The sequence below is a fragment of the Streptomyces sp. NRRL S-1022 genome (assembly GCF_000720135.1).
Classification (GTDB): domain Bacteria; phylum Actinomycetota; class Actinomycetes; order Streptomycetales; family Streptomycetaceae; genus Streptomyces.
Genome location: NZ_JOIU01000009.1, coordinates 294,663 through 320,611, shown reverse-complemented (window position 1 = coordinate 320,611; position 25,949 = coordinate 294,663). Strand labels below are relative to the sequence as shown.

The following is a 25,949-nucleotide window of genomic DNA, read 5'->3' as shown; positions in this document are numbered from 1 at the left end:
GGCCGGTTTGTCTTCCGCGGGCCGCGGCACCCTGCGTGGGGTGGCGCGGCCCGTTTGCGTACCCATGCGCATACTGAGGCCTACGGAAGGTGTCGTTCAGGAAGCGGTGCGAGGTGACGGAGGCGGAGGACCGAAAGCCCCGGTCCGACGAGGCGCGGTACGACCCGGAGATCACGTCCGAGTTCGCGATTCCCCGGGGTCTGGACGTCCCCAAGGGCGATGACTCGGAGACGACCTCCGAGTTCGCCGTACCGCAGGGGCTGCAGACGCTGCAGCCGTCGACTGCCGAGCCGGAGGGGTCGGCGTTCAGTCCGCCGAGCACCTACAGCACGGAGCACGCCCCGGCCGCGTTCACGCCGGCCACCGGGGTGCCGCTGGTCAGCCTGGTCAAGGACGCGCCCTGGCAGGACCGGATGCGCACGATGCTGCGCATGCCGGTGGCCGAGCGGCCGGCGCCGGAGCCGGTGCAGCGGGTGGACGAGGGCGGCCCGGCCGTCCCGCGCGTGCTGGACCTGACCCTGCGTATCGGGGAGCTGCTGCTGGCCGGCGGCGAGGGCGCGGAGGACGTGGAGGCCGCGATGTTCGCGGTGTGCCGGTCCTACGGCCTGGACCGGTGCGAGCCGAACGTCACGTTCACGCTGCTGTCGATCTCGCACCAGCCGTCCCTGGTGGAGGACCCGGTGACGGCGTCCCGGACGGTACGGCGGCGGGGCACCGACTACACGCGCCTGGCGGCCGTGTTCCGGCTCGTGGACGATCTGACCGACCCGGAGACCCATGTCTCGCTGGAGGAGGCCTACCGGCGGCTGGCGGAGATCCGCCGCAACCGGCACCCGTACCCCGGCTGGGCGCTGACCCTGGCCAGCGGGCTGCTGGCCGGTGCGGCCTCCGTGCTGGTCGGCGGTGACGTGATCGTGTTCGTGGCGGCCGCGGTGGGCGCGATGCTCGGCGACCGGCTGGCGTGGCTGTGCGCGGGGCGCGGGCTGCCGGAGTTCTACCAGTTCACGGTGGCCGCGATGCCGCCTGCGGCGATCGGGGTGGCGCTGACGCTGGCGCACGTGAACGTGAACGGCTCCGCGGTGATCACCGGTGGGCTGTTCGCGCTGCTGCCCGGGCGGGCGCTGGTGGCGGGCGTGCAGGACGGGCTGACCGGCTTCTACATCACCGCCTCCGCCCGGCTGCTGGAGGTCATGTACTTCTTCGTCGGGATCGTCGTCGGCGTGCTGGTCGTCCTGTACTTCGGCGTGAAGATCGGCGGCAAGCTCAATCCGGACGCGGTGCCCACCATCTCCGAGCGGCCGCTGATCCAGATCGCGGCCTCGATGCTGCTCTCGCTGACCTTCGCCGTCCTGCTCCAGCAGGAACGGTCCACCGTGCTCTGGGTGACCCTCAACGGAGGTGTCGCCTGGTCGGTGTACGGCGCGATGCGCTATGCGGGCGACATCTCACCGGTGGCCTCCACGGCCGTGGCGGCGGGCCTGGTGGGACTGTTCGGGCAGCTGCTGTCCCGGTACCGGTTCGCCTCCGCGCTGCCGTACACGACGGCGGCGATCGGGCCGCTGCTGCCCGGTTCCGCGACGTATTTCGGGCTGCTGTCCATGGCGCAGAACGACGTGGACAAGGGGCTGGTGTCACTGGCCAAGGCCGCGTCGCTGGCGATGGCCATCGCGATCGGGGTCCACCTCGGGTCGGAGATCTCCCGGTTGTTCCTGCGGGTCGGCTCCGCCGGGAAGCGGCGGGCCGCCAAGCGGACCAGGGGGTTCTAGACCCCCGCCCCCGCGCGCCCCGGCCCCGCTACTGCCGGCGGTGGTCGTGCGGGTACTGATTCGGGTCGTACTGGTTCGGGTCGTACTGGTTCGGGTCGTACTGGTTCGGGTCGTACGGGTTGGGGTCGTACCCGTTCGGGTCGTACTGCTCCTGGCCCTGACCGTACTGGCCCTGATCGTGCCGCCGCTGGTCGTACGCCTGCTGCTGCTCGTACTGCTGCTGGTCGTACTGCTGCCGGCTGTACTGCTGCTGGTACTGCTGGTCGGGGTGGTGCTGCTGCGGTGCGTACTGCTGCTGGTCGTAGTACTCGTCGTAGCCCTGCTGCCGGTTCCAGTCCTGCTGCTGCGGCTGCTGCTGGTGCTGGTGCTGGTGCGGAGGCTGCTGGTACTGCGGCTGCTCCGGCTCGATGCGGCGCAGGCGGGTCGTGGCGTCGTCCATGACCGGGGGCTGCTGGTACTGCTGCCGGTACTGCGGCTGCGGCTGGGCGGGCTGCTGCGGGGACTGCGGCCGGGGCTCGGGCCGGTTCTGCTCGGCCTTCTTCTTGCTCTTGCTCCGCGCGCGGAGGAACTCGATCCCGATCGGGACCACGGAGACGAGGACGATCAGGATGAGGATCGCCTCGATGTTGTTCTTGACGAGGCCGATGTTGCCGAGCCAATGGCCGAGCAGGGTGACGCCCGCGCCCCACAGGACGCCACCGATGACGTTGAAGACCAGGAACGAGCGGTACTTCATGCCGCTGACGCCCGCGATGATCGGCGTGAACGTGCGCACGATCGGCACGAACCGGGCCAGGACCAGCGACTTCGGCCCGTACTTCTCGAAGAAATCGTGCGCCTTGGCGACGTTCTCCTGCTTGAACAGGCGCGAGTCCGGGCGGTTGAACAGGGACGGCCCGACCTTCCTGCCGAACATGTAGCCCGCCTGGTCGCCCAGGACCGCGGCGAGGCAGATCAGGGGGATCGCGGCCCACAGCGGGAAGTCCAGGTCGCCGGAGGTGATCAGCAGACCGCAAGTGAACAGCAGCGAGTCACCCGGCAGGAAGAAGCCGATGAGCAGGCCGGACTCGGCGAAGACGATGAGCAGCAGGCCCCAGACGCTGTAGGTGCTGAGCAGGTAGTCGGGGTCCAGCCAGCTCGGGCCGAGGGCGAGTGTCATCACGGGTCCGGGCTCCTGAGGGGGTGAAGGCGGCTGAACGTGGATGGGGCGCCGTACAAAACTATCAACGTGAGGCGACCGCACCGGGTTCCGCGCGGTCCCGGCCGGTGCCCGGGGCCGCGGGCCGGCCCCGGGCCGGGGCGTCAGGACGTGGTGTGCCGGTCCGCGTTGGCGAGGATCGCGTCGCGCAGGTGTTCGGCGAGGCCGGGGTGCATGGAGTCGTAGAACGCCTTGAAGCGCTCGTCGGAGACGTACATCCCGGCGAAGCACCGGTGCATCTCGTACGGGACCTCGAAGTAGTACCGGCTGATGTGCCGGCGGTGCTCCTCGGCCAGCTCCATGGCCGCCTCGCCGGCCGGCCGCTCGCCGGCGGCGACCAGGGCGGCGTACCGCTCGCCCCAGTCGTCGACCTCGGCCTGGATGCGCTTCCAGTCCTCCTTGGTGTAGCGGGCGGCGCGGCGCTGGGACTCGGCCCAGGCCTCGGTGTCGCCCCAGCGCTGCCCGGCCTCCTCGGCGTACTGTTCGGGGTCCTTGTCCCCGAACACCTCGAACCGCTCCTCCGGCGTCAGGTCGATGCCCATCGTGCGTGCCTCCATGGCTTGCTCCACGGCCGCGGCCATCTTCTGCAGCTTCTCGATCCGGGCGGTCAGCAGCCGGTGCTGGCGGCGCAGGTGGGTACGCGGGTCCGCGTCCGGATCGTCGAGCAGGGCCGCGACCTCGTCGAGCGGGAAGCCGAGCTCCCGGTAGAACAGGATCTGCTGGAGCCGGTCGAGATCGGCGTCGCTGTAGCGCCGGTGGCCGGCGTACGTCCGCTCACCGGGGGCGAGCAGCCCGATCTCGTCGTAGTGGTGCAGGGTGCGCACCGTGACGCCGGCGAACCCCGCGACCTGTCCCACGGAGTAGCTCACTTTCCGCTCCTTGTCGTCGGTACGCGTCCACGGTGGTGCCTCACGTCACGTGAGGTGCAAGCCGCATTCGGTTCGGGGTGTTTGATACGTTCTGTCCGCTTATGGTGAGCGCGTGGCCCAGGAGACGACGCAGGCGCCCCCGAGCGTCCCGACCGCCCCGGCACGGGCTCTGCTGCCGTTCATCCTGCCCGCCGTCGTCGTGGGGGTGGCCGCGAGCCTGGTCTTCGTCGGGGTGAGCTGGGCGGCGGAGCAGCTCCAGCGCGTGCTGTGGGGGCCGCTGCCCGACGCGCTGGGCGTGGGCCGCTGGTCCGTGCTGTGGATGTCCGTCATGCTCACGGCCACCGGGATCGCCGTGGGGCTGGTGGTCTGGAAGGTGCCCGGCCACGCCGGTCCCGACCCCGCCACCCTCGCGCTGCACTCCCCCGTCCTGCCGCCCGCCGTGCTGCCGGGCCTGGTGCTGGCCGCCGGGCTCATGCTGGCCGGCGGGCCCAGCCTCGGCCCGGAGAACCCGGTCATCGCCGTGAACGTGGGGCTCGCCGCCTGGCTCGGCGGGCGCCTCCTGCCCCGGACGCCGGGCGCCCTGTGGCCCGTCCTCGCGGAGTCCGGGACGATCGGCGCGCTGTTCGGCACGCCCGTGGCGGCGGCGCTGGTCATCTCCGAGGCGCTGGCGGGGCGGCCCATGCGGGGCCGGCTGTGGGACAACCTGTTCGCCCCGCTGACCGCCGGCGCGTGCGGGGCCATGACCACCACCCTGGTGTCCCACCCCACCTTCGACCTGGGCCTGCCGCCCCTGGACCACCCGCACGGGAAGGACCTGCTGGCCGCACTGGTGATCGCCCCGGTGGCCGCGGCGCTCGGCATGTGCGCCGTCTACGCCTTCCCGTACGTCCACACGGTCCTGGGGCGGCTGCGGCACCCGATGCTGATGCTGCCGGCCGGCGGGGTCCTGCTGGCCGGTCTCGCGGCCCTGGGCGGCCACCTCACGCTGTTCAAGGGCCTGTCCGAGATCGCGCAGCTGGCCCGCGACCCGGCGGGCTGGTCGGCGGGACAGTTCCTCACCATGGCGGTGGTGAAGCTGGCCGCGCTGCTCGTCGCCGCCTCCTGCGGCTTCCGGGGCGGCCGGATCTTCCCCGCGGTCTTCGTCGGCACCGCCCTCGGCCTCGCCGCGCACGCGCTGGTGCCGGCCGTGCAGCCCTCGCTGGGCGTGGCCACCGGCGTCCTCGGCATGCTCCTGGCGATCACCCGACAGGGCTGGGTGAGCCTGTTCACCGCCGCCGTCCTGGTCGCCTCGCCCGCCGTCCTCGCCCTGCTGTGCATCGCCTCGCTGCCGGCCTGGCTGCTGGTCACCGGCCGGCCGCAGATGCAGTTGTGCGCGGACGGCACCCCGGTCCGCTGACCCTCATCCCCCTTGGAGGCAACCCATGGCCCTGCACAAAGGCTCCGGCCGGCACGAGAAGCGGACGGTGTCCGTCAACCCCTTCTTCGGGGAGGCCAACCCGGTCGGCGGCATGACCGAGGCCCCGCCCACCCACCGGCTGCCGGACACCCCGCTGCCCCCGTCCACGGCGTACCAGCTGGTGCACGACGAGCTGATGCTGGACGGCAACGCCCGGCTGAACCTGGCCACCTTCGTCACCACCTGGATGGAGCCGCAGGCCGGGATGCTGATGGCGGAGTGCCGGGACAAGAACATGATCGACAAGGACGAGTACCCGCGCACGGCCGAGCTGGAGCGGCGCTGTGTGGCGATGCTCGCCGACCTGTGGAACGCGCCGGACCCGGCGACCGCGGTGGGCTGTTCGACGACCGGGTCCAGCGAGGCGTGCATGCTCGCCGGCATGGCGCTGAAGCGGCGCTGGACGAAGCGGAACGCCGACCGGTACCCGGGCGCGCGGCCCAATCTGGTGATGGGGGTCAACGTCCAGGTCTGCTGGGAGAAGTTCTGCAACTTCTGGGAAGTGGAGGCCCGGCTGGTCCCCATGGAGGGCGAGCGCTTCCACCTGGACCCGCAGGCCGCGGCCGGCCTGTGCGACGAGAACACCATCGGGGTCGTCGGCATCCTCGGTTCCACTTTCGACGGTTCCTACGAGCCGATCGCCGACCTGTGCGCGGCCCTGGACGCCCTCCAGGAGCGCACCGGGCTCGATGTCCCGGTGCACGTCGACGGTGCGTCCGGCGCAATGGTGGCGCCCTTCCTGGACGAGGACCTGGTGTGGGACTTCCGGCTGCCGCGCGTGGCGTCGATCAACTGCTCCGGCCACAAATACGGCCTGGTGTACCCGGGCGTCGGCTGGGCGCTGTGGCGGGACCCGGAGGCGCTGCCCGAGGAGCTGGTGTTCCGGGTGAACTACCTGGGCGGCGAGATGCCGACCTTCGCGCTGAACTTCTCCCGGCCCGGCGCCCAGGTGGTCGCGCAGTACTACACGTTCCTGCGGCTGGGCCGGGAGGGCTTCCGCGCGGTGCAGCAGTCCACGCGGGACGTGGCGCGCTCGCTCGCCGGCCGGATCGCCGCGCTCGGCGACTTCCGGCTGCTCACGCGCGGGGACCAGCTTCCGGTGTTCGCGCTGACCACGGCCGAGGACGTCACGTCGTACGACGTCTTCGACGTGTCCCGGCGGCTGCGCGAGGGCGGCTGGCTGGTGCCCGCCTACACCTTCCCGCCCCACCGGGAGGACCTGGCCGTGCTGCGGGTCGTGTGCCGCAACGGCTTCTCGCGCGACCTGGCCGACCTGTTCGTCGACGACCTGACCCGCCTGCTGCCGGAGCTACGGCGCCAGCCGCACCCGCTGACCCGGGACAAGGGCGCGGCCACCGGGTTCCACCACTGACTCTCCGCGTCCTGGGCGCCCCGGCATTCCGCGTCCTGGGCGGGCAGGCCGGCTAACGGTTCGCCCCCGCCGGTGATGGCGGGGCGGAGGCGGGAGCGGGGGCGGCCTGCTCGACGCGGGCGACCCGGCCGAGGCTCCACGGCTCGGGGCCGCCCCAGGGGGCTGGGTGAGCACCCCCGAGATCACTGCCCCCAGGAGCCGCCCTGCTCCAGCGCCACCAGTTCGAACGCGGTCCTGCCGTCCAGCGACTCGCGGACGATGTCGGCGTGACCGGCGTGCCGGGCCGTCTCGCGGATCAGGTGCAGGCAGAGCCAGCGCAGCGAGACCCGGCCCTCCGGCGGGAACCAGGGGTCGGGCGGCAGCGGGAAGGTGTCGTCCAGGCTGGGCGCAGAGCGGATGAACTTCTCCGTCTCGGCGGCCACCTGCTCCCAGTACGCCAGCTGCGAGGCGACCGTCTCGTCCCCGGTCAGCCGGAAGGTCTCGTGCCAGTTCGACTCGTCGCGCCGCACCGCCGGCGGCTCCTGCTTCGCCCGGGCGATCCAGCTCTGCTCGACCTCGGCGACGTGCTTGAGCAGGCCGCCCAGAGACAGCTCGCTGGCACTGGGGCGGGTACGGGCCTGCTCCTCGGTCAGCCCGAGCAGCGCCCGGCGGATCCCGCCGCGCTGCTCCTCGATGAACGCGAGCAGCGCCCCGCGCTCGTCGCCCTTCGCCTCCGCCGGAACGTGCGTGACCATGGCGTGCCGCCTTTCGTCGGGCCGTTCGCCGGGGCCGTTCCCCCGACACCGAAGACGCTACGGGCCAATGAGGACAGCTGCTGTCCTCATTGGCCCGGGGTGCGAAAAGGCGGGACCACGGAACAGGCCGGCCCGCGGAACAGGCCGGCCGCGGAACGGGCCGGACGGGAGCCGGGCAAGCGGCGCGCGGCTAGAAGGGGAAGCCGCTGCGGCCGTGCTGCACCGAGATCCACTTGACGGTGGTGAACGCCTCCAGCGTGGTCTCGCCGTTGAGGCGGCCGAGACCCGAGTGCTTCTCGCCACCGAAGGGCACGATCGGCTCGTCGTGGACCGTGCCGTCGTTCACGTGGAACATGCCGGTGTCGATCCGCTTGGCGAAGGCCACGCCCCGCTCGATGTCGCCCGTGTGCACGGCGCCGCTCAGGCCGTAAGGGGTGTCGTTGACGATCCGGACCGCCTCCTCCTCCCCGTCGAACGGGACCAGGAAGACGACGGGGCCGAAGACCTCCTGCTGGAGCAGCGGGGAGCCGGCGGGGACGCCGGTCAGTACGGTCGGCCCGACCAGGTTGTTGGTGGTGGTGCCGCGCACCAGCGCGGTGGCGCCCTCGGCGAGCGCCTGCTCCACGGTGCCCGAGACGGCGTTGGCCTGCGCGGAGTTGATCACCGGACCGATCACGGTCTCCGGGTCGCGCGGGTCGCCGACCTTGAGGGTGCGGACCTTGGCGACGAACTTCTCGGTGAACTCCTCGGCGACGGAGGCGTCCACGAGGACCCGGTTGGCGGCCATGCAGACCTGGCCCTGGTGCACGAACCGGCTGAAGACGGCCGCGTCCACCGCGTAGTCGATGTCCGCGTCGTCCAGTACCACCAGCGCGCTGTTGCCGCCCAGTTCGAGCACCGAGCGCTTGAAGTGCTTGGCGCAGACGGTGGCGACGTGCCGGCCGATCTTGTCCGAACCGGTGAAGGAGATGACCTTCGGGACGGGGTGCTCCAGGAACGCGTCACCGATCTCGGCGATGTCGGTGACGACCACGTTGAGCAGACCGCCGGGCAGCCCGGCCTCCTCGAAGATCTTCGCGAGCAGGGTGCCGCCGGCGATCGGGGTGTTCTGGTGCGGCTTGAGCACCACGGCGTTGCCGAGCGCGAGGGCCGGCGCTACCGACTTCAGCGACAGCAGGAAGGGGAAGTTGAACGGGCTGATCACGCCCACGACGCCGACCGGCACCCGGTAGACCCGGTTCTCCTTGCCCTCGGTCGGGGAGGGCAGGATCCTGCCCTCGGGGCGCAGCGCGAGGTGGACCGCCTCACGCAGGAACTCCTTGGCGAGGTGCAGTTCGAAACCGGCCTTCACGCGCGTGCCGCCGAGTTCGGCGATGATCAGGTCGGCTATCTCCTGCTCGCGGTCCTCTATCAGCCGCAGGGCCCGCTCGAACACCGCACGCCGGGCGTAGGGGTTGGTCTCGGCCCACTTCTTCTGGGCACGCGCGGCGGCCTGGTAGGCCTCGTCCACCTCGTCGACCGTGGCCACCGTGATCGAGGCCAGCTTCTCGTCGTCGTAGGGGTTGAAGTCGATGACGTCCCAGGAGCCGGTGCCCGGGCGCCACTCGCCGTCGATGTACTGCTGGGCCAGGTCGGTGAAGTAGGACGACATGTGATCCCTCAATCGCTAGCGGACACCAGATCCGTGCATGCCTGAGCGAGCGTCATCCTACTTGCAAGTAAAGGGAGTTGGGGCCGGTCAGGACAGTTGCAGCAGACCCCGCAGCAGGTCCCGGCTCTCGTCGGGCCCGGGGCTGTCCTGCTGGAGTTCCTTCAGGGCCTGCTCGTACTGGGCGACGTCCTCCCGTTTGTCCAGGTAGAGGGCGCTGGTCAGCTGCTCCAGGTAGACCACGTCGGACAGATCGGACTCGGGGAAGCTGAGGATGGTGAAGGCGCCGCTCTCGCCGGAGTGCCCGCCGAAGCTGAACGGCATGACCTGCAGGCGCACGTTGGGCCGCTCGGAGATGTCGATCAGGTGCTGGAACTGGCCGCGCATCACCTCGCGGTCGCCGTAGGGACGGCGCAGGGCGGCCTCGTCCAGGACGATGTGGAACTCGGGGGCGTTGTCGGCGAGCAGGTGCTTCTGCCGCTCCAGGCGCAGGGCGACCCGGCGTTCGACGTCGGCGGCGCTCGCGCCCTTCATGCCGCGCCGGACCACCGCGCGGGCGTAGTCGGCGGTCTGCAGCAGGCCGTGCACGAACTGCACCTCGTAGGCGCGGATCAGCGAGGCGGCGCCCTCCAGGCCCACGTAGGTGGGGAACCAGCTGGGCAGGACATCGGTGTAACTGTGCCACCAGCCCGCCACGTTGGCCTCACGGGCGAGGGAGAGCAGCGACTCGCGCTCCGCCTCGTCGGTGATGCCGTAGAGCGTCAGCAGGTCTTCGACGTCTCTCGTCTTGAAGCTCACCCGGCCCAGCTCCATCCGGCTGATCTTCGACTCGGAGGCGCGGATCGAGTATCCGGCCTTCTCCCGCGTGATCCCCCGTGTTTCACGCAGTCGCCTGAGTTGCGAGCCGAGCAGCATCCGCCGCACCACCGATCCGGGCTCTCCCGCGCTCACGTTCGCCAGCCTCCCCAACCGTCTTCAGGGGCCGAAGTCTGCCACTAAAACACTCCGAGCAGTACTCGCCCGGTTACGGAAACGGAAAGAGCTCGGCCGTTTCTGCCGGGCTCCGATCGGCAAGAGGTCCGGACCTCTGGCGGGATCGACGTGAAGATGGCAGAAAAAATGGCCAAGAAGCGGTACGGGCAGGGCCATTTCGGTCGCGTGCACGTGCATCTGCCCTTGCATCTGCTCTGCGCATCCGAAACCATGGTGCAGCGCCACCGCTGCATCGCAACGACCGCGAATTCCCGGGAGTGCCTCGCATGGGGACGAATGGATCGACCATGCTCAAGCCGTTACGGCAGGGCCTTCCGCCGCTGGATCCCGCGGCCGTGTCCGATGCCGCCTCCTGCGCCCTGCCCGCCCGTTTCGAGGCGGTGCGCGAGGCCCGGCGCTTCACCCGCGACACCCTGGACCGGTGGGACGTCGGGGACCGCTTCGACGACATCTGTCTCGTCGTCTCCGAACTCGTGACCAACGCCCTGCGGCACGCGGTGCCGGCCGCTCCGTGCCGGGGCGAGGCGCACCACCCGTGCGTGCGGCTGCACCTGATGCGGTGGAGCGGGCGGCTGGTGTGCGGGGTGCGCGACCCCAGCCACGAGACGCCGGTCCCGCGCGACTCGGACGACTTCTCCGCCGAGTCGGGCCGCGGGCTGTTCCTGGTCGAGTCCTTCGCCGACAGCTGGGGCTGGCACCCGCTCGCGGGCACGCTGGATGGCAAGGTGGTCTGGGCGATGTTCCGGCTGCCGGCGGCCGGCTGACCCGTTCCGCACCGGCGGACGCGCGATGTCTACGCGCGTCCACTGGTCACGTACGGATGCGGGTGCCTCCGACATCGTTGCCATCCGGCCCTCGCGGACGGACGGTCCGCGTCAGCTGGTTATCAGGTGGTCGAACTCGCCGTCCTTGATGCCGAGGAGCATCGCCTCGATCTCCGCGCGCGTGTAGACGAGCGCCGGCCCGTCCGGGAACCGGGAATTGCGTACGGCGACCTCGCCGCCCGGCAAGCGCGCGAACTCCACGCAGGAACCCTGCGAGTTGCTGTGCCTGCTCTTCTGCCAGGCCACTCCGTTCAGCTGCGTGGCAGCCATGCCGTTGTACACGTCGTACCCCCCGTACACGCCGTCGACGTCGCGGTCCACAGGTCGCTCCCCGGTGGTGCACTGGCTGGTGAGGCCATAGATGCTGTGGTCAACTGACCCGGATCATAACTTGGTTCACGTGCGGATGCGTGAGCAAATGCACGTGCACGAGGAGTGGTCCTGCGATTACAACCTTGACGTCCGCTTTACCCGAAGCCGTTCCGGCACCTGCCCTGGAACAGGCAGGACATGTCCCCGGGCCGTCCGGGTCGAACCCCTCGCGCACTAGGAAGAGACGCGCACCGCGCCCTTCATGTTCCAGGGTCCGGGTGACGGTCCGGTCGGCGGGGTTGGCCGAGATCACCGGCACCGGCCGGGAGGAGATCACCCAGCCGCCGGACGACCGATTTCGTCAGTGAGTGAAACGAGTGGAATGCGGGAGCGACGCCGCATCCCGGGCACCCCCCGGCCCGCGCCGGCAGCAACTGCTGTCGGGCCGTGACGCGGTCGACCCGGGCAACCGGGTGACCCGGGTGACCGAGTGACCCGGGTGACCGAGTGACCCGGGTGACCGAGTGACCCGGGTGACCGAGTGACCCGGGTGACCGAGTGGCGCGCGACTGCGGGTCCTGTCGCGGCGCACCGTGCGGGCGGGCGGTGGTCAGCGCTCCTCTCGGAAGTCGACGTGCCGGCCGGCGGCCGGGTCGTACTTGCGCAGCGTCATGCGGTCCGGGTCGTTGCGGCGGTTCTTGCGGGTCACGTAGGTGTAGCCGGTTCCGGCCGTGGACCGGAGCTTGACGACGGGGCGGAGTTCATTGCGTGCCATGCCGACATTTTACTGAAAATGAATCCCATTAGCATCACTGTTGCGGGAGAGCTACGTCACCGTGTCCACGCACTGCATGCCCACCAGGGCCGGTACGTCCCCGGCTGCGGGCGGGCGCGCCGGCCGTCAGGACGGTGGACACGATCGGCGCCGAGGCGGCAGGCGCCCGCCCCCGCGCCCGGGGTGTGAGGGTCCGCTGGCGAAGCAGCGCAGGATCGCGAGGTACGAGCGGCGCAAGGATGTGGTCGCCCGGTACGCCGAGCGCCGCGCCGGACCGAAGGAGATCATCCGCCGGCCCGCCACCCCCGACCGGACGGCTCGCCGCCCGGCGGGAACTGCGCCGCCGGCCCCGGGACGCCAGTGCCGCGCGCGTGCGGAGCCGCGACCGGGCCGACGGCCGTCCCCGCGGCTGCCTGCGCGTCTTCGGCCTGTCCCGCGGCTGCCTGCGCGCCCGGGCGCACCGGGGACACCTGCCCGGGGTGCGGAAGTCGTCCTGGTGACTCCTGGTAGCTTGCGCTGCGGGCCGTCCGGCGAGGGCGGCCGGCCGCTACCGCGGAGGGAGCTTTCCGGTGACTACTGCGAATGCGAGGGTGCGGGGCGCGGCCCTGGCCGCGGGACTGGCGGGCGCGCTGGCACTGACGGCGTGCGGCGGCGGTTCCGGGGACGGGGGCTCGGGAGGTTCCGGCGAGAAGGCCGGCGCCCCAGCCTCACCGGGCACGTCTGCGGGTACGGCCTCGCCGGGTGTGACCGGCGCTGCCGCCGGGCTCCAGGGCAGCTGGATCACCACCGCCGACGGCAAGATCGTGGCCCTGGTGGTCACCGGGAAGCAGGCCGGCGTCTTCGTGACCGGCGGGACCGTGTGCAGCGGGACCGCGGGGGCCGAGGACCGCATGCAGATGATCCACCTGACCTGCCGGGGCGGCGGCAAGGAGCGGACCACCGGCATGGTCGACTCCGTCAACGGCACGACGCTGAAGGTGACCTGGTCGGGCGAGACCGGCCAGGAGACCTACACCAAGGCCGAGGGCGGCAAGCTGCCGTCGGGGCTGCCGACGGCGCCCGCCAAGCGGTGAGGGCGCCCGCGGGGGGAGACGGCGGCGTCCGCGGGCGGGCGGGGCAGGCGCCCGGGAAGCGGCGAAGGCACCCCTGAAGCGGTGAATCGGACCGGGGCGCGTGATCGCGTCCCGGGCGCAGGGGCCATGATGCGGGGAGACCGTCCCGACCTCGATGGGAATCTGCTCATGCGCGCCATTCCGCTCACCGTCACCGCCCTCGCCGCCGCTGTGCTGCTGACCGCCTGCAACGACAGCGGCGGGAACAAGAACGGCAAGAGCGGCTCCGCCTGCGACATCGGCGGGGTCTCCGTGCAGATCGGCTCGGCGAGCGCGGCACCGGCCGCCGGCGACACCGGCGAGATCCCGGTGAGCCTCACCAACCAGAGCGCGCCCTGCACCCTGGAGCACTTCCCGGCCGTCGTGCTGAAGGGCGGCGGCAGCAAGGCCACCGTGCCCGTGCTCAAGGGCGCGAAGGCGCAGAAGCTGAAGCTGGCCAAGGGCGACTCCGCGTCCTTCTCCATCAGCTACGTGCGCGGCAAGGACGGCGCCGGGAACGCGCTGGCCGCGAAGACCGTGACGATCACCCTGCCCGGCTCGGACGCCAGCCGCAGCTTCCCGTGGACGTACGGCCCGGTCGCCGCCAAGGCCGACGGGAGCGGGCCGGACGCCTCCGTGAGCGCCTTCCAGCAGGTCGGCGACTGAGCCTCACTCCAGCCGCGGACGGGCCCTGACCTGCGCCCGGTCGGCCGCGCGGGCCCCCTCGGTCCAGCCCGCCGCGTCGCTCACCCCGCGCAGCCGGGTCGTGGTGGTCTCCGGGAACATCCGCTCCAGCCGGCCGGTGACGGCTATCGCGCGCGTGGCCAGCACCGGCAGCAGGTCCCGGGTCACCTGGGTCTCGGCGGCGGCCGCGAGCCGGTCGCCCACGCGGTGCGCGTAGGCCGCGAGGAACGACTGCCGGAAGGTCTTGGTCCGCTTGCGTCCGCCGGCCCGCTGGGCCGCCTCCGCCTTGGCCATCGCGTGCGTGGCCTGCACCAGCAGGGAGGTGTAGAGCATGTCGACCGCCTCCAGGTCGGCCTCGAAACCGACGACCGTGGAGAAGCCGAGCGGTTCGTTCCACACCGCGCGGCAGTGGTTCGCCGTGGCCACCGCGTCCAGCAGGACCGCCTTGGCCTGTTCGTACGGCGGCTCGACCCCGATGCGGCAGGCGCCGGGCGCGTCCGGCGCGGGCGCCCCGGCGGCGAGCAGCGCCTCGTCGACGCTGTGCCGTGCCATCAGCTCCTGCGCCTTGGCGGTGAGCGCTTCGGCCTCCTCCGGGTAGCCGGTCGCCTCGGCCTTGGCGAGCAGCGCGCGGATGCGGCCGAGCATGCGGGAGGCGGCCGGGCCGGGGGTGCGGCGGGACTCCTCCTCCAGGGGCTCCAGGGCGGGCAGCCGCAACAGCAGGCGGTAAAGCTCCAGGACGGCCGTGGCGTGGGAGAAGCGGTCGGCGGCGCGGTCGGGGCCGGCGGGCAGCGCCGCCAGCTGGTCGGCCCAGCGGCGCCCGCGCGGCCGGTCCCGCCCGGACTGCGTGCGGATCAGCTCGGCGGCCAGGCGGACGTGCGCCTCGTCCAGCTCCCGCCGCACCAGCCGTACGACGTCGGCGGGCTGCCAGCCACGCTGCCAGGCCGTCGCCACGAAGTCCTCGCCGCGCCGCGCGAGTTCGGCGTCGGCGGCCGGGTCCGCGGCGAGCAGCGAGGCGCCCGTGTCGAGGCCGGTGTCGGTGTCGTCGTAGAGGGCGGCCCGGAAGGCACGCTCGACGGTGCTGGCGGTACTGGTCACGCCGTCGATCGTGCCACGGCCGACCGACAGCGCGCGGCGGCCGTCCACAGGCTGTGGACAGTGGACCGGCACGGGGGCGCGCGACGGCATGGCGGCGAACGTGTGTCAACTGTTGGTTGACGATCCCAGGTGGGCAACCTACGGTTGACACCATGGCGACCAACCCGAACACCACGGCATCCGTGCGCCTCGACGACCTCATCGAGGCGATCAAGAAGGTTCACGACGAACCCCTCGAACAGCTCCAGGACGCGGTGATCGCCGCCGATCACCTCGGTGACGTGGCCGACCACCTGATCGGGCACTTCGTCGACCAGGCCCGCCGCTCCGGCGCGTCCTGGACCGACATCGGGCGCAGCATGGGCGTGACCCGGCAGGCGGCGCAGAAGCGGTTCGTGCCCAAGGAGTCCGCCGACCTCGACCCCAGCCAGGGCTTCAACCGCTACACCCCGCGCGCGCGGAACGTGGTCATGGCCGCGCACAACGAGGCGCTGGCCGCCCGCAACGCCGAGGGCCGCCCCGAGCACCTGGTCCTCGGCCTGCTGGCCGAACCGGACGGCCTGGCCGCGAAGGCGATCACCGCGCAGGGCATCCCGCAGGACGCCGTACGCCAGGCGGCGACGGCCGCGCTGCCGCCCGCCGCGGACGACGTCCCCGACCTCGTCCCCTACGGCCCCGAGGCCAAGAAGGTCCTGGAACTCACCTTCCGCGAGGCCCTCCGGCTCGGCCACGACTACATCGGCACCGAGCACCTCCTGCTCGCCCTGCTGGAGCACGAGAACGGCCAGGGCGTCCTGAGCGGCCTCGGCCTCACCAAGCCGGCCGTCGAGGAGTACGTCGCCAGGATCCTGGCGCTGCTGCTGGAGCAGCAGCAGACCGAGACTCCCGGTGAGCAGGGGTAGAACCGCAGGTCACAGCGATTGTCAGACCCCCCTGCCAGACTCGCCGTCATGACCGACCGGTGGGCTCTCGCACCGGCCGAGGACTCGGGCGTGGACGTCGCCCCCCTCGGCCCGGACGGGCTGCCCGCCGGACCGGTGCGGCGGGAGAGCGATCTCGCCGAAGCGGTGCGGAGCCGCCCGGAGGTGACGCGCTGGGTGTGGCGGTCGACCCCCGAGGTCTACCCGCGACTGCTCGCCACGGGGGTGCGAGTGGAGCGGTGCTACGACATCGAGGACGCCGAAACACTCCTGCTGGGCCACGAGGGACGGCACGGCGAGCCACGCTCGGCCGCCGCCGCCCTGGCCCGCCTCCGCGGCGGTCCCGTCCCGCCCGACCCGCCGCAGCGCGCGGCCGAACCCGGCGCGCAGTCCCCGCTGTTCGAGCCCGCCGGCACCCGGCTGCCCCTGCCCGACCTGATCGCCGTCTACGCCGAGCAGCTGCGGCGGCACGAGAAGACCGCCCACCCCGACCGGATGCGGCTGCTGACCGCCGCCGAGTCGGCCGGGATGCTGGTGGCCGCCGAGATGAACCACGCGGGCCTGCCCTGGAGCGCCGGGGTCCACCGCGAACTGCTGCACGGCCTGCTCGGCGAGCGGTACGCGGGCGGGGGCGAACCGCGCCGCCTCGCCGAACTGGCCGACCAGGTGTCCGCGGCCTTCGGCCGCCGGGTGCGGCCCGATCTGCCCACCGACGTGATCAAGGCCTTCGCCCAGGCCGGGATCAAGGTGAAGTCCACCCGCCGCTGGGAGATCCGGTCCGTCGACCACCCGGCCGTCGAACCGCTGCTGGAGTACAAGAAGCTCTACCGCATCTGGGTGGCACACGGCTGGTCCTGGCTGCAGGACTGGGTGCGCGAGGGCCGGTTCCGCCCCGAGTTCCTCGCCGGCGGCACGGTCACCGGGCGCTGGGTGACCAACGGCGGGGGCGCCCTGCAGATCCCCAAGGTGATCCGCCGCGCCGTGGTCGCCGACCCCGGCTGGCGGCTGGTGGTGGCCGACGCCGACCAGATGGAGCCGCGCGTGCTCGCCGCGATCTCCCGCGACCCCGGCCTGATGGAGGTGGCCGGCCGCGACAGCGACCTCTACCAGTCCGTCTCCGACCGCGCCTTCTCCGGCGACCGGGACCAGGCCAAGATCGCCGTGCTCGGCGCGGTCTACGGGCAGACCTCCGGCGACGGCCTGAAGAACCTCGCCGCGCTGCGCCGCCGCTTCCCGAAGGCCGTCGCCTACGTCGACGAGGCGGCCCGCGCGGGCGAGGAGGGCCGCCTGGTGCGCACCTGGCTGGGCCGTACCTGCCCGCCGGCCGCCGGGGCCGGCGGGGACGCGACGGAGGAGGCGGGCATCCCCGTCGGCGAGGAGGAACAGGACGGCCGGACCGGCTGGGCCGCCGGACACACCTCCGCCGACTCCCGCGCGCGGGGCCGCTTCACGCGCAACTTCGTCGTGCAGGGCAGCGCCGCCGACTGGGCCCTGCTGCTGCTCGCCGCGCTGCGCCGGACCCTGCGGGACATGGCGGCCGAACTGGTCTTCTTCCAGCACGACGAGGTGATCGTGCACTGCCCCGCCGAGGAGGCCGACGCCGTCGTCGAAGCCATCCGCGAGTCCGCCGCCCTCGCCGGCCGGCTGACCTTCGGCGACACACCGGTGCGGTTCCCGTTCACGACGGCGGTGGTGGAGTGCTATGCCGACGCCAAGTAGCCCGGTGCCGCCGGGCGGTCGGGCCGCCGGGGCGTCAGCTGGACAGGCTGCCGGGGCATCAGGCGGTCGGGCTGTCGGGGCGTCGAGCGGTCGAGCCGCCGGGGGGTCAGGTGGGCGGGCCGTCAGCCAGCAGCTCCCGCAGCTCCTCCAGGACCGCCTGCTCGTCGGTGCCGTCCAGCGCCACGCGGGCCGCGTGCCAGGCGTCGTACGCCTCCGCCCGCCGCCCCTGCTCGCGCAGCAGCAGCCCGTGCTGGTGCAGGCCCAGCCCGCCCGTGTAACGGTCGGCGCGGGCGTCGGCGCGGTCCAGCAGCTCGGCGCACTCGCCGGCCGCCCGGCCGGTCTCCCCCAGCTGCCGCAGCGCGCGGACCAGGCCGAGCCGGGTCTGGGACTCGCCGTGCCAGTCGCCGTGGCCGCCGAGGATGCGCAGGCTCTCCTCGAAGTGCCGGGCGGCGGCGGCCGGTTCACCGAGCGCGAGATGGGCGTAGCCGATGTTGCAGTGCGCCGAGTGCTGCACGATGACCGCGCCGATGGCGTCCCCGATCGCGAGCGAACGCCGGTGCTGCTCGATGGCGGCGCGCGGGTCGGTGTGCTCGTAGAGGTTGCCGAGGTGGCTGCGGGTGACGGCCTCGCCGTAGGGATCGTTCAGCAGCCGCGAGTAGGCGAGGCTCTGCCGCAGCGCCTCCCCCGACTCCTCGAACCGTCCCAGTCCCTCCAGCAGCAGCCCGCGGTTGTTCAGGCAGCGGCGGATCCGGGAGGCCGTGCCCAGCCGCTCCCAGATCTCCAGGGCCTGGTCGGTGAGGGCCAGGGCGTGGTTCTGCCGGCCGGTCAGGAAGTGCAGGCCCGACAGGTCGCCGAGGGCGTACGCCTCCGCCGCCGCGTCCCCGAGCCGCCGTGCCGCACCGAGCGCGGCCCCGCCCAGGACCTCCATCTCGGCGACCCGGCCGCTGCGCTGCACATAGGGGAAGAGCAGCCGTACGAGCGCGGAGAGGTGGGCGGCGGTGCGCGGCTCGTCGGCGTCCGCGTTCCGCGCCACCAGCGCGACGACGTTCTCCAGCTCCACCTCACCCCAGGCGAAGGCCTCCTCGGCCGACTCGAAGGGTGCCAGGGCGGCCACGTCCGCCGCGTGGCCGGCCGGCTGCGCGGAGGTCGGCCGCCGCCGGTCGTCCTGGTCGAGCCCCGGCTCCACGACCGCTGTCAGCACCCGCTCGGCCATGGCGGCGTACCAGCGCAGGGCGGTCAGGTCGGGGGTGGCGGGGGCCTGCTCGGGGCCGCTGGGAGCGCGGGCCGGGCCGGCGGTGCCGTTCGCGTTGCCGGGGCCATGCATGGCCGAGCCGCCCTGAGGTTCCGTCCCGGCCGATGCGGAAGCTCCGCCGGAGCCCTCGGCCGTCTCGACCGGGGCCGGAGCTGAGGCCGGGGCCGGGGCCGGCTGGAGGCTGCCGGCGTCCGCCAGTTCGCGGGCGAAGTCGCGGACCAGGTCGTGGGGTGCGTAGCGGCCGTACGCCGTCTCCTCCAGGAGGGCGACGTCGACCAGGCGGTCCAGCGCGGCCTCGGCGCGGCGCTCGTCGGTACCGGTGAGGCGGGCGATCAGCGGGGCGCCGTAGGTCGGCAGGTCGAGCGCGCCGATGTGGCGCAGGGCGAGGGCCGCGTCCCGGTCGGCCTCCCGCTCGGCGGCGGCGAGCGCGTCGTGGGCGACGGCCAGGGAGCGGCGGACGCTCAGGTCGTCGTACTCCAGGTGCCGCAGCCGCCCGCCGGTCTCGGCGAGTTGTCCGGCCAGCACGTCCGGGGTGAGGGCGCTGCGGGCGGCGAGCCGGGCGGCGACCACGCGCAGCGCCAGCGGCAGCCTGCCGGTCAGCTCGACCAGCGCATGGCCGGCGTCCAGTCCCGCGCGCCCGCTCACCGCGCGTAGCAGCGCCGCGCTGTCCTCGCCGGTCAGCGGGGAGAGCGGGAAGCGCCGGGCACCGTCGAGCGCGGTGAGCGGCGAACGGCTGGTGACGATCACCGCGCAGCCGGGCCCGGCCGGCAGCAGGGGCCGCACCTGGGCCGCGTTCGCCGCGTCGTCCAGGACCAGCAGGATGCGGGCGGGCGCGAGCAGCGAGCGGAGCAACGCGGCGGCGGCGTCGGGGTGTTCCGGGATGTTCCGGGGCTCGGCGCCGAGGTCGCGCAACAGGGCGGCGAGCGCCTGCGTGGCGGTGAGCGGGGTCATGCCGGGCGTGGCGCCGTGCAGGTTGACGTAGAGCTGCCCGTCAGTGAAACGTTCCCTCAGCTCATGGGCGACATGCAGGGCCAGCGCGCTCTTGCCGACGCCGGCCATACCGCTGATCACCACGACCGCGGGCGCCGGGGCGGGCGGCTCGGTCAGCGTGCGGCGCAGCTCGCTGCGCACGTCGGCACGGCCGGTGAACTGGGCCGGCGGGGCCGGCAGCTGGGCCGGGCGCGGGGTCTGCCGCGCGGTGCCCCCGTCACCGTCCCGCGCGGACGCGGGCGCCGCCGGAGAAGCGGAGGGCGCGGGCGGCGCGGAGGCGGCCGTGCCGTCCGGGGAAACGGCTTCCCCCGTGACGCCGGCGCCTCGGGACACGTCACCGCCGCGCCGCGGGTGTCCGTCCCGCCCGTCCGTCCGCTGGTCGCCGTACTCCTCGTCCCGACGCGCCTCGCCGCTGCCCCGCAGCACCTCGACATGCGCCTCGCGGACCGCCGGACCGGGTTCGATGCCGAGCTCCTCCACCAGGCGGGCGCGCAGGTCCCGGTGGACGGCGAGCGCTTCGGCCTGGCGGCCGGTGCGGTGCAGGGCGAGCATCAGCTGGCGGTGATACGCCTCGCGCAGGGGATGCTCGGCGACCAGCGCCGCCAGCTCCGGCACGAGCGCGGCCAAGCGGGCTCCGCCGAGGGCCAGTTCGGCGTCGTAGCGCCACTCCAGCAGGAACAGCCGGGCCTCCTCCAGACGCTGCACCAGCGCGTAACCGCCGATGTCGGCGGGGAGTCCGCTGAGCGGGGTGCCGCGCCAGAGCGCGAGCGCGCAGGCGCAGGCCCGTACGACGCCCGTCCAGTCCCGCCGGGCGTGCGCGGACCGCGCCTCGGCGACCCGGGCGTCGAAGACGTGCACGTCCAGCTCGCCGTGGTCGACCCGCAGCACATAGCCCGGCGGTACGGCCCTGAGCCGCTCGGGGTCGTCCAGGAGCCGGCGCAGCCGGGTGACGTGGTTGTGCAGGGACGCCTGCGCGGAGACGGGCGGCGCGCCGCCCCACAGCGCGTCCTTCAGCGCCTCGACCGACACGACCCGGCCGGGCTCCATCAGCAAAGTGGCGAGCAGGACGCGGACCTTGGGGCTGCCGATGGCCCGGACGCCGTTGTCGGGGTGGTCGTCGCCGGGGACCGGTGCGGTGGGTGCGTGGGGGGCCGGGGTGGGGGTACCGGAAGAGGAGTCGCCGGGAGGGGGGTCGTCGGGGGTGCCGGGGGTCCCGGGCGGGGGGTCGTACGGAATCCCGTACGGCGGTCGGTCGTAGAGGACCGGCGGCCCCAGCAGTCCGAAGCGCAGCTCGCACTGCCGCATCACGCCGCTCCACTGCCTTCCCGCGCGGTCGGGGCCGACCGTGCTCTGCGGCGGGCGTGTGCCCGCAGTTTCCTGGCGGAATTCCGCCCTGTCCACAACGGTTTCCCGCCACCTTCCGCTCGCCGGCCGACCGCCGGTCCGGCACCGGAGTCCGCCCGACCGTCGGGCATGTGGCGCTGCTGACGGACGAGTTCCGGCCAACCGCTCCGCGACCCGCCGACGAACCGTTGGCCACATGTTAGCGATCCGTTGGCGAATCCTGATGTGATCATTCCATCGGATCTGGCCCGACGGCGCGCGCGTGAGTCGCGTAACTCGGGGGAGTGTCGCCGCAGGCTGGGTCCGGGGACGACAAGGGCCCCGGCCGTCGGAGGTGAACGACCGGGGCCCCGTCCCGCCTTGCGCCGTGCGGGCGCCTCGCCTTCTCCCACGCGGACGTTCCGCCGTTCCCTTCCTCCTGCCGGCCCGCCTTGACGGTTTTCCCTGGCTCTGTCGGCAGTTCGCCTCCGTCGGCCACCTCAGATGACGGGCGGGCGCCCCAGCCGGGTCAGCCGCCACACCGTCCGCCAGCGCATCGGCCGCCGTTCGCCGGCCGGCTTCCGCAGCCCTTCCACGAACCCGCCGCACCACGCCCGGAGACCCGGCAGGGAGCGGGTGCGGGCGAGGGTGAGGAGCGTCCACAGCCCGAGGTGCACCGGGACGAGCGGCAGCGGCAGCCGGCGCCGGACGAGCCAGACGCGGTTGCGGGCGTTGACGCGGTAGTAGATGGCGTGCCGGGCCGGGGAGGTCCTGGGGTGCCGGAGGAGCAGTTCGGGGGCGTACAGGATCTTCCAGCCGGCGTCGGCGGCCCGCCACGCGAGGTCGGTCTCCTCGTGCGCGAAGAAGAACTCGGCGGGCCAGTCCCCGGTCTCGGCGAGCATCGCCATGCGCAGGGCGTGCCCGCCACCGAGGAAGCCGGTGACGTAGCCGCCGCGCATCGGGTCCGACTTGCCCACCCGGGGCACGTGCCGCTGCTGGGTCTCGCCGTGCTCGTCGGCGATACGGAAACCGACGATGCCGAGACGGGGGTCGGCCGCGTACAGGTCCCGTACCCGGCGCAGCACGTCGGCGTCGACGAGCAGCCCGTCGTCGTCCAGTTCCACGACGACGTCGACGTCCCCGAACTCCCGCAGCCGGCCGAGCGCGACGTTCCGGCCGCCCGGGCAGCCCAGGTTCTCCTCGACGTCGACGGTCGTGACCTCGCCGGGCAGCGAGAGCCGGCGGGCGAACTCGGGCAGCCGGCAGCCGTTTCCGACGATCACGATGCGGACGGGGGCGAGGTCCTGCTTGGCCACGGACTCCAGCAGGGCGTCGACCTCGGCGGGCCGGTTGCCCATCGTCACCACGGCGACGGCGATCCTCGGCTCCCCCACGTCCCACATCCCATCCGGCCGACGGCGGCACCACGCTCCGACCGCGCGCTGCCCGCCGTTCACCAGGATGTTGCTTCGGCGGCGGGGGTTCACCCGGCACGGGTTCACTTTGCCGCGTCTTTGATCCGGGTTTGTCACCGAGAACACCTGCAGCCGTCGGAGGCAACACCGCCACCAACGACGAAACCCCAGGTCAGCTGATTATCTGACCTGGGGTTCCAGTGGAGCCGCTTTCGGGATTCGAACCCGAGACCTACGCATTACGAGTGCGTTGCTCTGGCCATCTGAGCTAAAGCGGCGCGCTGCCCGCACCATGGTGCGATTGGCAACGTCGGTAAGTCTACACAGTTTCGGGAGGTGCTTCGTACCCGCCCCGGAGGGGGTGGTTCCGGGGCGGGCGGGAGGGGTCAGGAGCAGCGTTTACCGGGGGATGGCGGGGTGCCGTGCAGGAGGTAGGTGTCGATCGCGGTGTCGATGCAGGTGCTGCCGCGGCCGTACGCCGTGTGGCCGTCGCCGTCGTAGGTGAGGAGGCGGGCCGAGGAGAGCTGGGCGGCCAGGGAGCGGGCCCAGCGGTACGGTGTCGCCGGGTCGCGGACCGTGCCGACCACCACGATCGGCGCGGCTCCCTTCGCCTCGATGCGGTGCGGCCCGCCCGTCGCCCGCACCGGCCAGTACGTGCAGCTGAGCGCGGCCCAGGCCAGGCCCGGGCCGAAGACCGGGGACGCCTTCTCGAACGCGGGCAGCGCCTTCTCGACGCCCTCGGGGCCGCTGAAGGCGGGTGGCAGGTCCAGGCAGTTCACCGCGGCGTTGGCCATCATCAGATTGCTGTAGCGGTCGTCGGTGTCCCGCTCGTAGTAGCTGTCGGAGAGCGAGAGCAGGCCGGCGCCGTCGTTCTTCCTCATCGCCGAGGCCAGCGCCTCGCGAAGCTCCTGCCAGGTCCCCTCGTCGTACATGGACGCGATCACCCCGGTGGTGGCCAGCGCCTCCCCCAGCTTGCGGCCGTGCGCGTCGCCCGCCGGGATCGGGTGGGCGTCCAGCTTGCGGAAGAACGCCTGCAGGTGGTCGCCGGCCTGCGCGGGCGTCGTACCCCTGCCGCCGAGCGGGCAGTCGGAGTGCCGTACGCAGTCCTTCGCGAAGGCCCGGAACGCCGTCTCGAAGCCGGCCGTCTGGTCCAGGTTCAGCCTGCGGGCGTCCAGGGACGGGTCCATCGCCCCGTCCAGCACCATCCGGCCGACCCGCCCGGGGAACAGTCCGGCGTACGTCGCCCCGAGGAACGTGCCGTACGACGCCCCGACGTAGTTCAGCTTCCGGTCGCCGAGCGCCGCCCGCAGGATGTCCATGTCGCGTGCCGCCTCGACCGTGGAGACGTGCCGCAGCAGCCGCGCCGAGCGGGCCCCGCAGCTCTCCGCGAACCTCCGGTCGGCCGCGACCAGCGCCTTCCGCTCCTTGGCGTCGTCGGGGGTCATGTCCGTCTGCGTGTACGCGTCCATCTGCCGGCCGTCGAGGCATTCGACGGGCTCGCTGCGGGCGACGCCCCGCGGGTCCATCGCCACCATGTCGTAGCGGGCGCGGACCTGCGCCGGGTAGCCGACGCCGGCGTACTGCTGGAGGTACGCGATCGCCGAACCGCCCGGGCCGCCCGGGTTGACCAGCAGGGAGCCGAGCGGCTTGCCCTTGCCAGTGGCCTTCTTGCGGGCGACGGCGAGCCGGACGTCTCCCGCGTCGGGCTTGTCGTAGTCCAGCGGGGCCCGCATCGTCGCGCACTGGAACCCGGGGACGCCGCAGTCGCGCCACCGCAGCCGCTGGGCGTAGTACGGCGCCAGCGCCGACGGCGTCGCACGCGGCAGCTCGGCGAGCGCCGCCTCCACCCTCCCGCTCGCCGACGGGGTCGAGTTCCCGGACGAGCAGGCGGACACGAGCAGGGCGGCGGCCGCGAGGAAGCCGGCCGTCAGGCGGATCGCCGGCCGGGTGCGGGTGCGCCGGTGCCGGCGGGAGCGGGGGGATGGACTGGTACGCATCGGTCGAGCGTAACGCTGAGCGACGAGATGAATGCGGTACGTGGAGAAGGGTGGCCCGTACGAGGGACGAAGCCGGGTCGGCTCCTGCGTGTCGCGGGACCGGGGTCGCCCCTACGAGTGACATCCCCACGAGTCACATGGTGCGCGGCGCCTCACCCCGCGCGCAACGCCATCGTCATCGCCTCCACCGCCAGCAGCGGAGCCACATTGCGGTCCAGGGCCTCCCGGCACGCGGCGATCGCCTCGATCCGGCGAAGCGTGGACTCGGGCGTGCTGCCGCGGGCCAGCCGCTCCAGGGCGTCCTCGGCGTCGGCGTTGGCGAGCGCCACGCGGGTGCCGAGCTGCAGGGCGAGCACGTCGCGGTAGAAGGCGGTGAGGTCGCCGAGGGCGACGTCCAGGCTGTCGCGCTGCGTACGGGTTCTGCGGCGCTTCTGCATGTCCTCCAGGTCCTTCATCACCCCCGCCGTGCCGCGCGGCAGCCGGCCGCCCTGGGTCGCGCCGAGCGCCGCCTTCAGCTCCTCGGTCTCCTTGCCGTCCATCTCCTCGGCGAGCTGCTTGGCGTCCTCGGCGGCCGCGTCGACCAGCTCCTGGGCGGCCTTGAGGCAGGCACCGACCTCGTCCAGCCGCAGCGGCAGCTTCAGCACGGCGGCACGGCGCTCGCGGGCCGCCGGGTCGGTGGCCAGGCGCCGGGCACGTTCGACGTGGCCCTGGGTGGCACGGGCGGCCGACGCGGCGACCGCGGGCTCGATGCCGTCGCGCCGGACGAGCATGTCGGCGACCGCCTCGACCGGCGGGGTGCGCAGGTTCAGGTGGCGGCAGCGGGAGCGGATGGTCGGCAGGACGTCCTCGATGGACGGGGCGCACAGCAGCCAGACCGTGCGGGGCGCCGGCTCCTCGACCGCCTTGAGGACGGCGTTCGCCGACTTCTCGTTCAGCCGCTCGGCGTCCTCGACCAGGATGATCTGCCAGCGGCCGGTCGCCGGGGAGGTGAACGACTTGCGGACCGTGTCCCGCATGTCCTTGACCAGGATCTCGGCGCCGACCGCGGCGACCGTGGTGACGTCCGCGTGGGTGCCGAGCAGCGCGGTGTGGCAGCCGTCGCAGAAGCCGCAGCCGGGGGTGCCGCCGAGGGCGCGGTCGGGGCTCACGCACTGCAGGGCGGCGGCGAAGGCCCGCGCCGCCTGGTTCCGGCCCGCGCCGGGCGGCCCCGTGAACAGCCAGGCGTGGGTCATCTTCGACGCCTCGGGCAGCGGCTCGTCCGCGGCGGCGGCCGTGACGAGGGCGTCGGCGTCCCGCGCGGCCGCGTCGAGCACCGCGCTCACCTTCTCCTGCCCGACGAGGTCGTCCCACACGGTCATGGGTCACGCCGCCCTTCCGTCACATCCCGCATTCCAAACTCCATTGTGCGGGTGGGGACTGACAACGGGGACCGGCGGAGGGTGGGGGCGGTGGGGGGGACACGCTGACGGTGACGTGGTGGTGGGGTGGTGGCGCAGGGGTAGGGCGGGGTGGGGCC

General features: G+C 73.0%; 20 protein-coding genes, 1 tRNA gene and 1 pseudogene. 9 read left to right on the top strand and 13 right to left on the bottom strand.

Annotated elements, in window-relative coordinates; genetic code table 11:
* Positions 1–113 precede the first annotated feature (113 nt).
* Positions 114–1,766, top strand: a complete 1,653-nt coding sequence (locus tag IG05_RS0114615; RefSeq protein ID WP_030342669.1) for a threonine/serine ThrE exporter family protein — start codon at positions 114–116, stop codon at positions 1,764–1,766.
* Positions 1,767–1,794: 28 nt separating this feature from the next.
* Here the strand turns inward: IG05_RS0114615 and IG05_RS0114610 are convergent, their stop codons facing one another.
* Together IG05_RS0114610 and IG05_RS0114605 are read right to left on the bottom strand one after the other, a co-directional pair.
* Positions 1,795–2,928: a DedA family protein gene (locus IG05_RS0114610; protein WP_030342667.1), complete on the bottom strand. Its 1,134-nt coding sequence runs from the start codon at positions 2,926–2,928 to the stop codon at positions 1,795–1,797.
* Between the two features lie 140 nt (positions 2,929–3,068).
* Positions 3,069–3,833 carry a MerR family transcriptional regulator gene (locus IG05_RS0114605; protein WP_030342665.1) on the bottom strand — a complete coding sequence of 255 codons (765 nt, stop codon included), beginning with the start codon at positions 3,831–3,833 and terminating at the stop codon, positions 3,069–3,071.
* Between the two features lie 112 nt (positions 3,834–3,945).
* Between IG05_RS0114605 and IG05_RS0114600 the strand changes: the two genes are divergently transcribed.
* Together IG05_RS0114600 and IG05_RS0114595 are read left to right on the top strand one after the other, a co-directional pair.
* Positions 3,946–5,229 carry an ion channel protein gene (locus IG05_RS0114600; protein WP_030342664.1) on the top strand — a complete coding sequence of 428 codons (1,284 nt, stop codon included), beginning with the start codon at positions 3,946–3,948 and terminating at the stop codon, positions 5,227–5,229.
* A gap of 25 nt (positions 5,230–5,254) precedes the next feature.
* Positions 5,255–6,661 carry a glutamate decarboxylase gene (locus IG05_RS0114595; protein WP_030342662.1) on the top strand — a complete coding sequence of 469 codons (1,407 nt, stop codon included), beginning with the start codon at positions 5,255–5,257 and terminating at the stop codon, positions 6,659–6,661.
* 182 nt (positions 6,662–6,843) lie between these two features.
* On the opposite strand, the gene IG05_RS0114590 is transcribed toward IG05_RS0114595, so the two are convergent.
* From IG05_RS0114590 to IG05_RS0114580, 3 genes are all read right to left on the bottom strand, one after another.
* The gene (locus IG05_RS0114590; protein WP_030342660.1) at positions 6,844–7,395 is read right to left on the bottom strand and encodes a DinB family protein; all 552 of its coding nucleotides are present in this window, start codon (positions 7,393–7,395) and stop codon (positions 6,844–6,846) included.
* Between the two features lie 190 nt (positions 7,396–7,585).
* Complete coding sequence (locus IG05_RS0114585; RefSeq protein WP_030342659.1) at positions 7,586–9,046, bottom strand: aldehyde dehydrogenase family protein; 1,461 nt, start codon at positions 9,044–9,046, stop codon at positions 7,586–7,588.
* Positions 9,047–9,133: 87 nt separating this feature from the next.
* A complete protein-coding gene (locus IG05_RS0114580) occupies positions 9,134–9,958 on the bottom strand; it encodes a helix-turn-helix domain-containing protein (protein WP_051789853.1) in 825 nt (274 codons plus the stop codon).
* Positions 9,959–10,302: 344 nt separating this feature from the next.
* On the opposite strand from IG05_RS0114580, the gene IG05_RS0114575 reads away from it, so the two are divergent.
* Entirely contained in the window at positions 10,303–10,800 is a 498-nt protein-coding gene (locus tag IG05_RS0114575) for an ATP-binding protein (RefSeq protein WP_234335860.1), read from the top strand.
* A gap of 111 nt (positions 10,801–10,911) precedes the next feature.
* On the opposite strand, the gene IG05_RS0114570 is transcribed toward IG05_RS0114575, so the two are convergent.
* Together IG05_RS0114570 and rpmG are read right to left on the bottom strand one after the other, a co-directional pair.
* Positions 10,912–11,181 carry a DUF397 domain-containing protein gene (locus IG05_RS0114570; protein ID WP_030342654.1) on the bottom strand — a complete coding sequence of 90 codons (270 nt, stop codon included), beginning with the start codon at positions 11,179–11,181 and terminating at the stop codon, positions 10,912–10,914.
* 601 nt (positions 11,182–11,782) lie between these two features.
* Positions 11,783–11,947, bottom strand: coding sequence for a 50S ribosomal protein L33 (rpmG, locus tag IG05_RS0114560; protein WP_030342652.1), 165 nt, complete (start codon positions 11,945–11,947; stop codon positions 11,783–11,785).
* Positions 11,948–12,143: 196 nt separating this feature from the next.
* Here rpmG and rpsN point away from each other — a divergent pair.
* The 3 genes and pseudogenes from rpsN to IG05_RS0114545 all read left to right on the top strand — a co-directional run bounded on the left by rpsN (position 12,144) and on the right by IG05_RS0114545 (position 13,704).
* Positions 12,144–12,447: pseudogene (rpsN, locus tag IG05_RS42165) on the top strand (30S ribosomal protein S14).
* Between the two features lie 69 nt (positions 12,448–12,516).
* Positions 12,517–13,020, top strand: a complete 504-nt coding sequence (locus IG05_RS0114550; protein WP_234335859.1) for a hypothetical protein — start codon at positions 12,517–12,519, stop codon at positions 13,018–13,020.
* Between the two features lie 168 nt (positions 13,021–13,188).
* The gene (locus tag IG05_RS0114545; RefSeq protein ID WP_030342649.1) at positions 13,189–13,704 is read left to right on the top strand and encodes a DUF4232 domain-containing protein; all 516 of its coding nucleotides are present in this window, start codon (positions 13,189–13,191) and stop codon (positions 13,702–13,704) included.
* A 3-nt stretch (positions 13,705–13,707) separates the two neighbouring features.
* Here IG05_RS0114545 and IG05_RS0114540 read toward each other — a convergent pair whose 3' ends face one another.
* Entirely contained in the window at positions 13,708–14,817 is a 1,110-nt protein-coding gene (locus IG05_RS0114540; protein ID WP_199808313.1) for a DUF2786 domain-containing protein, read from the bottom strand.
* A 152-nt stretch (positions 14,818–14,969) separates the two neighbouring features.
* Between IG05_RS0114540 and IG05_RS0114535 the strand changes: the two genes are divergently transcribed.
* Positions 14,970–15,719: a Clp protease N-terminal domain-containing protein gene (locus tag IG05_RS0114535; protein WP_030342645.1), complete on the top strand. Its 750-nt coding sequence runs from the start codon at positions 14,970–14,972 to the stop codon at positions 15,717–15,719.
* Positions 15,720–15,767: 48 nt separating this feature from the next.
* The gene (locus IG05_RS0114530; RefSeq protein WP_030342643.1) at positions 15,768–17,456 is read left to right on the top strand and encodes a bifunctional 3'-5' exonuclease/DNA polymerase; all 1,689 of its coding nucleotides are present in this window, start codon (positions 15,768–15,770) and stop codon (positions 17,454–17,456) included.
* Positions 17,457–17,562: 106 nt separating this feature from the next.
* Here the strand turns inward: IG05_RS0114530 and IG05_RS0114525 are convergent, their stop codons facing one another.
* From IG05_RS0114525 to IG05_RS0114505, 5 genes are all read right to left on the bottom strand, one after another.
* Positions 17,563–21,003 (bottom strand): AfsR/SARP family transcriptional regulator, encoded by a 3,441-nt coding sequence (locus IG05_RS0114525; protein ID WP_030342641.1) that lies wholly within the window; start codon positions 21,001–21,003, stop codon positions 17,563–17,565.
* 518 nt (positions 21,004–21,521) lie between these two features.
* Positions 21,522–22,415 (bottom strand): glycosyltransferase family 2 protein, encoded by an 894-nt coding sequence (locus IG05_RS0114520; protein WP_037813808.1) that lies wholly within the window; start codon positions 22,413–22,415, stop codon positions 21,522–21,524.
* Between the two features lie 222 nt (positions 22,416–22,637).
* A tRNA-Thr gene (locus IG05_RS0114515) sits at positions 22,638–22,714 on the bottom strand.
* 108 nt (positions 22,715–22,822) lie between these two features.
* Entirely contained in the window at positions 22,823–24,433 is a 1,611-nt protein-coding gene (locus IG05_RS0114510) for an alpha/beta hydrolase (RefSeq protein ID WP_030342638.1), read from the bottom strand.
* 152 nt (positions 24,434–24,585) lie between these two features.
* Entirely contained in the window at positions 24,586–25,791 is a 1,206-nt protein-coding gene (locus IG05_RS0114505; RefSeq protein WP_030342637.1) for a DNA polymerase III subunit delta', read from the bottom strand.
* Between the last annotated feature and the right edge of the window lie 158 nt (positions 25,792–25,949).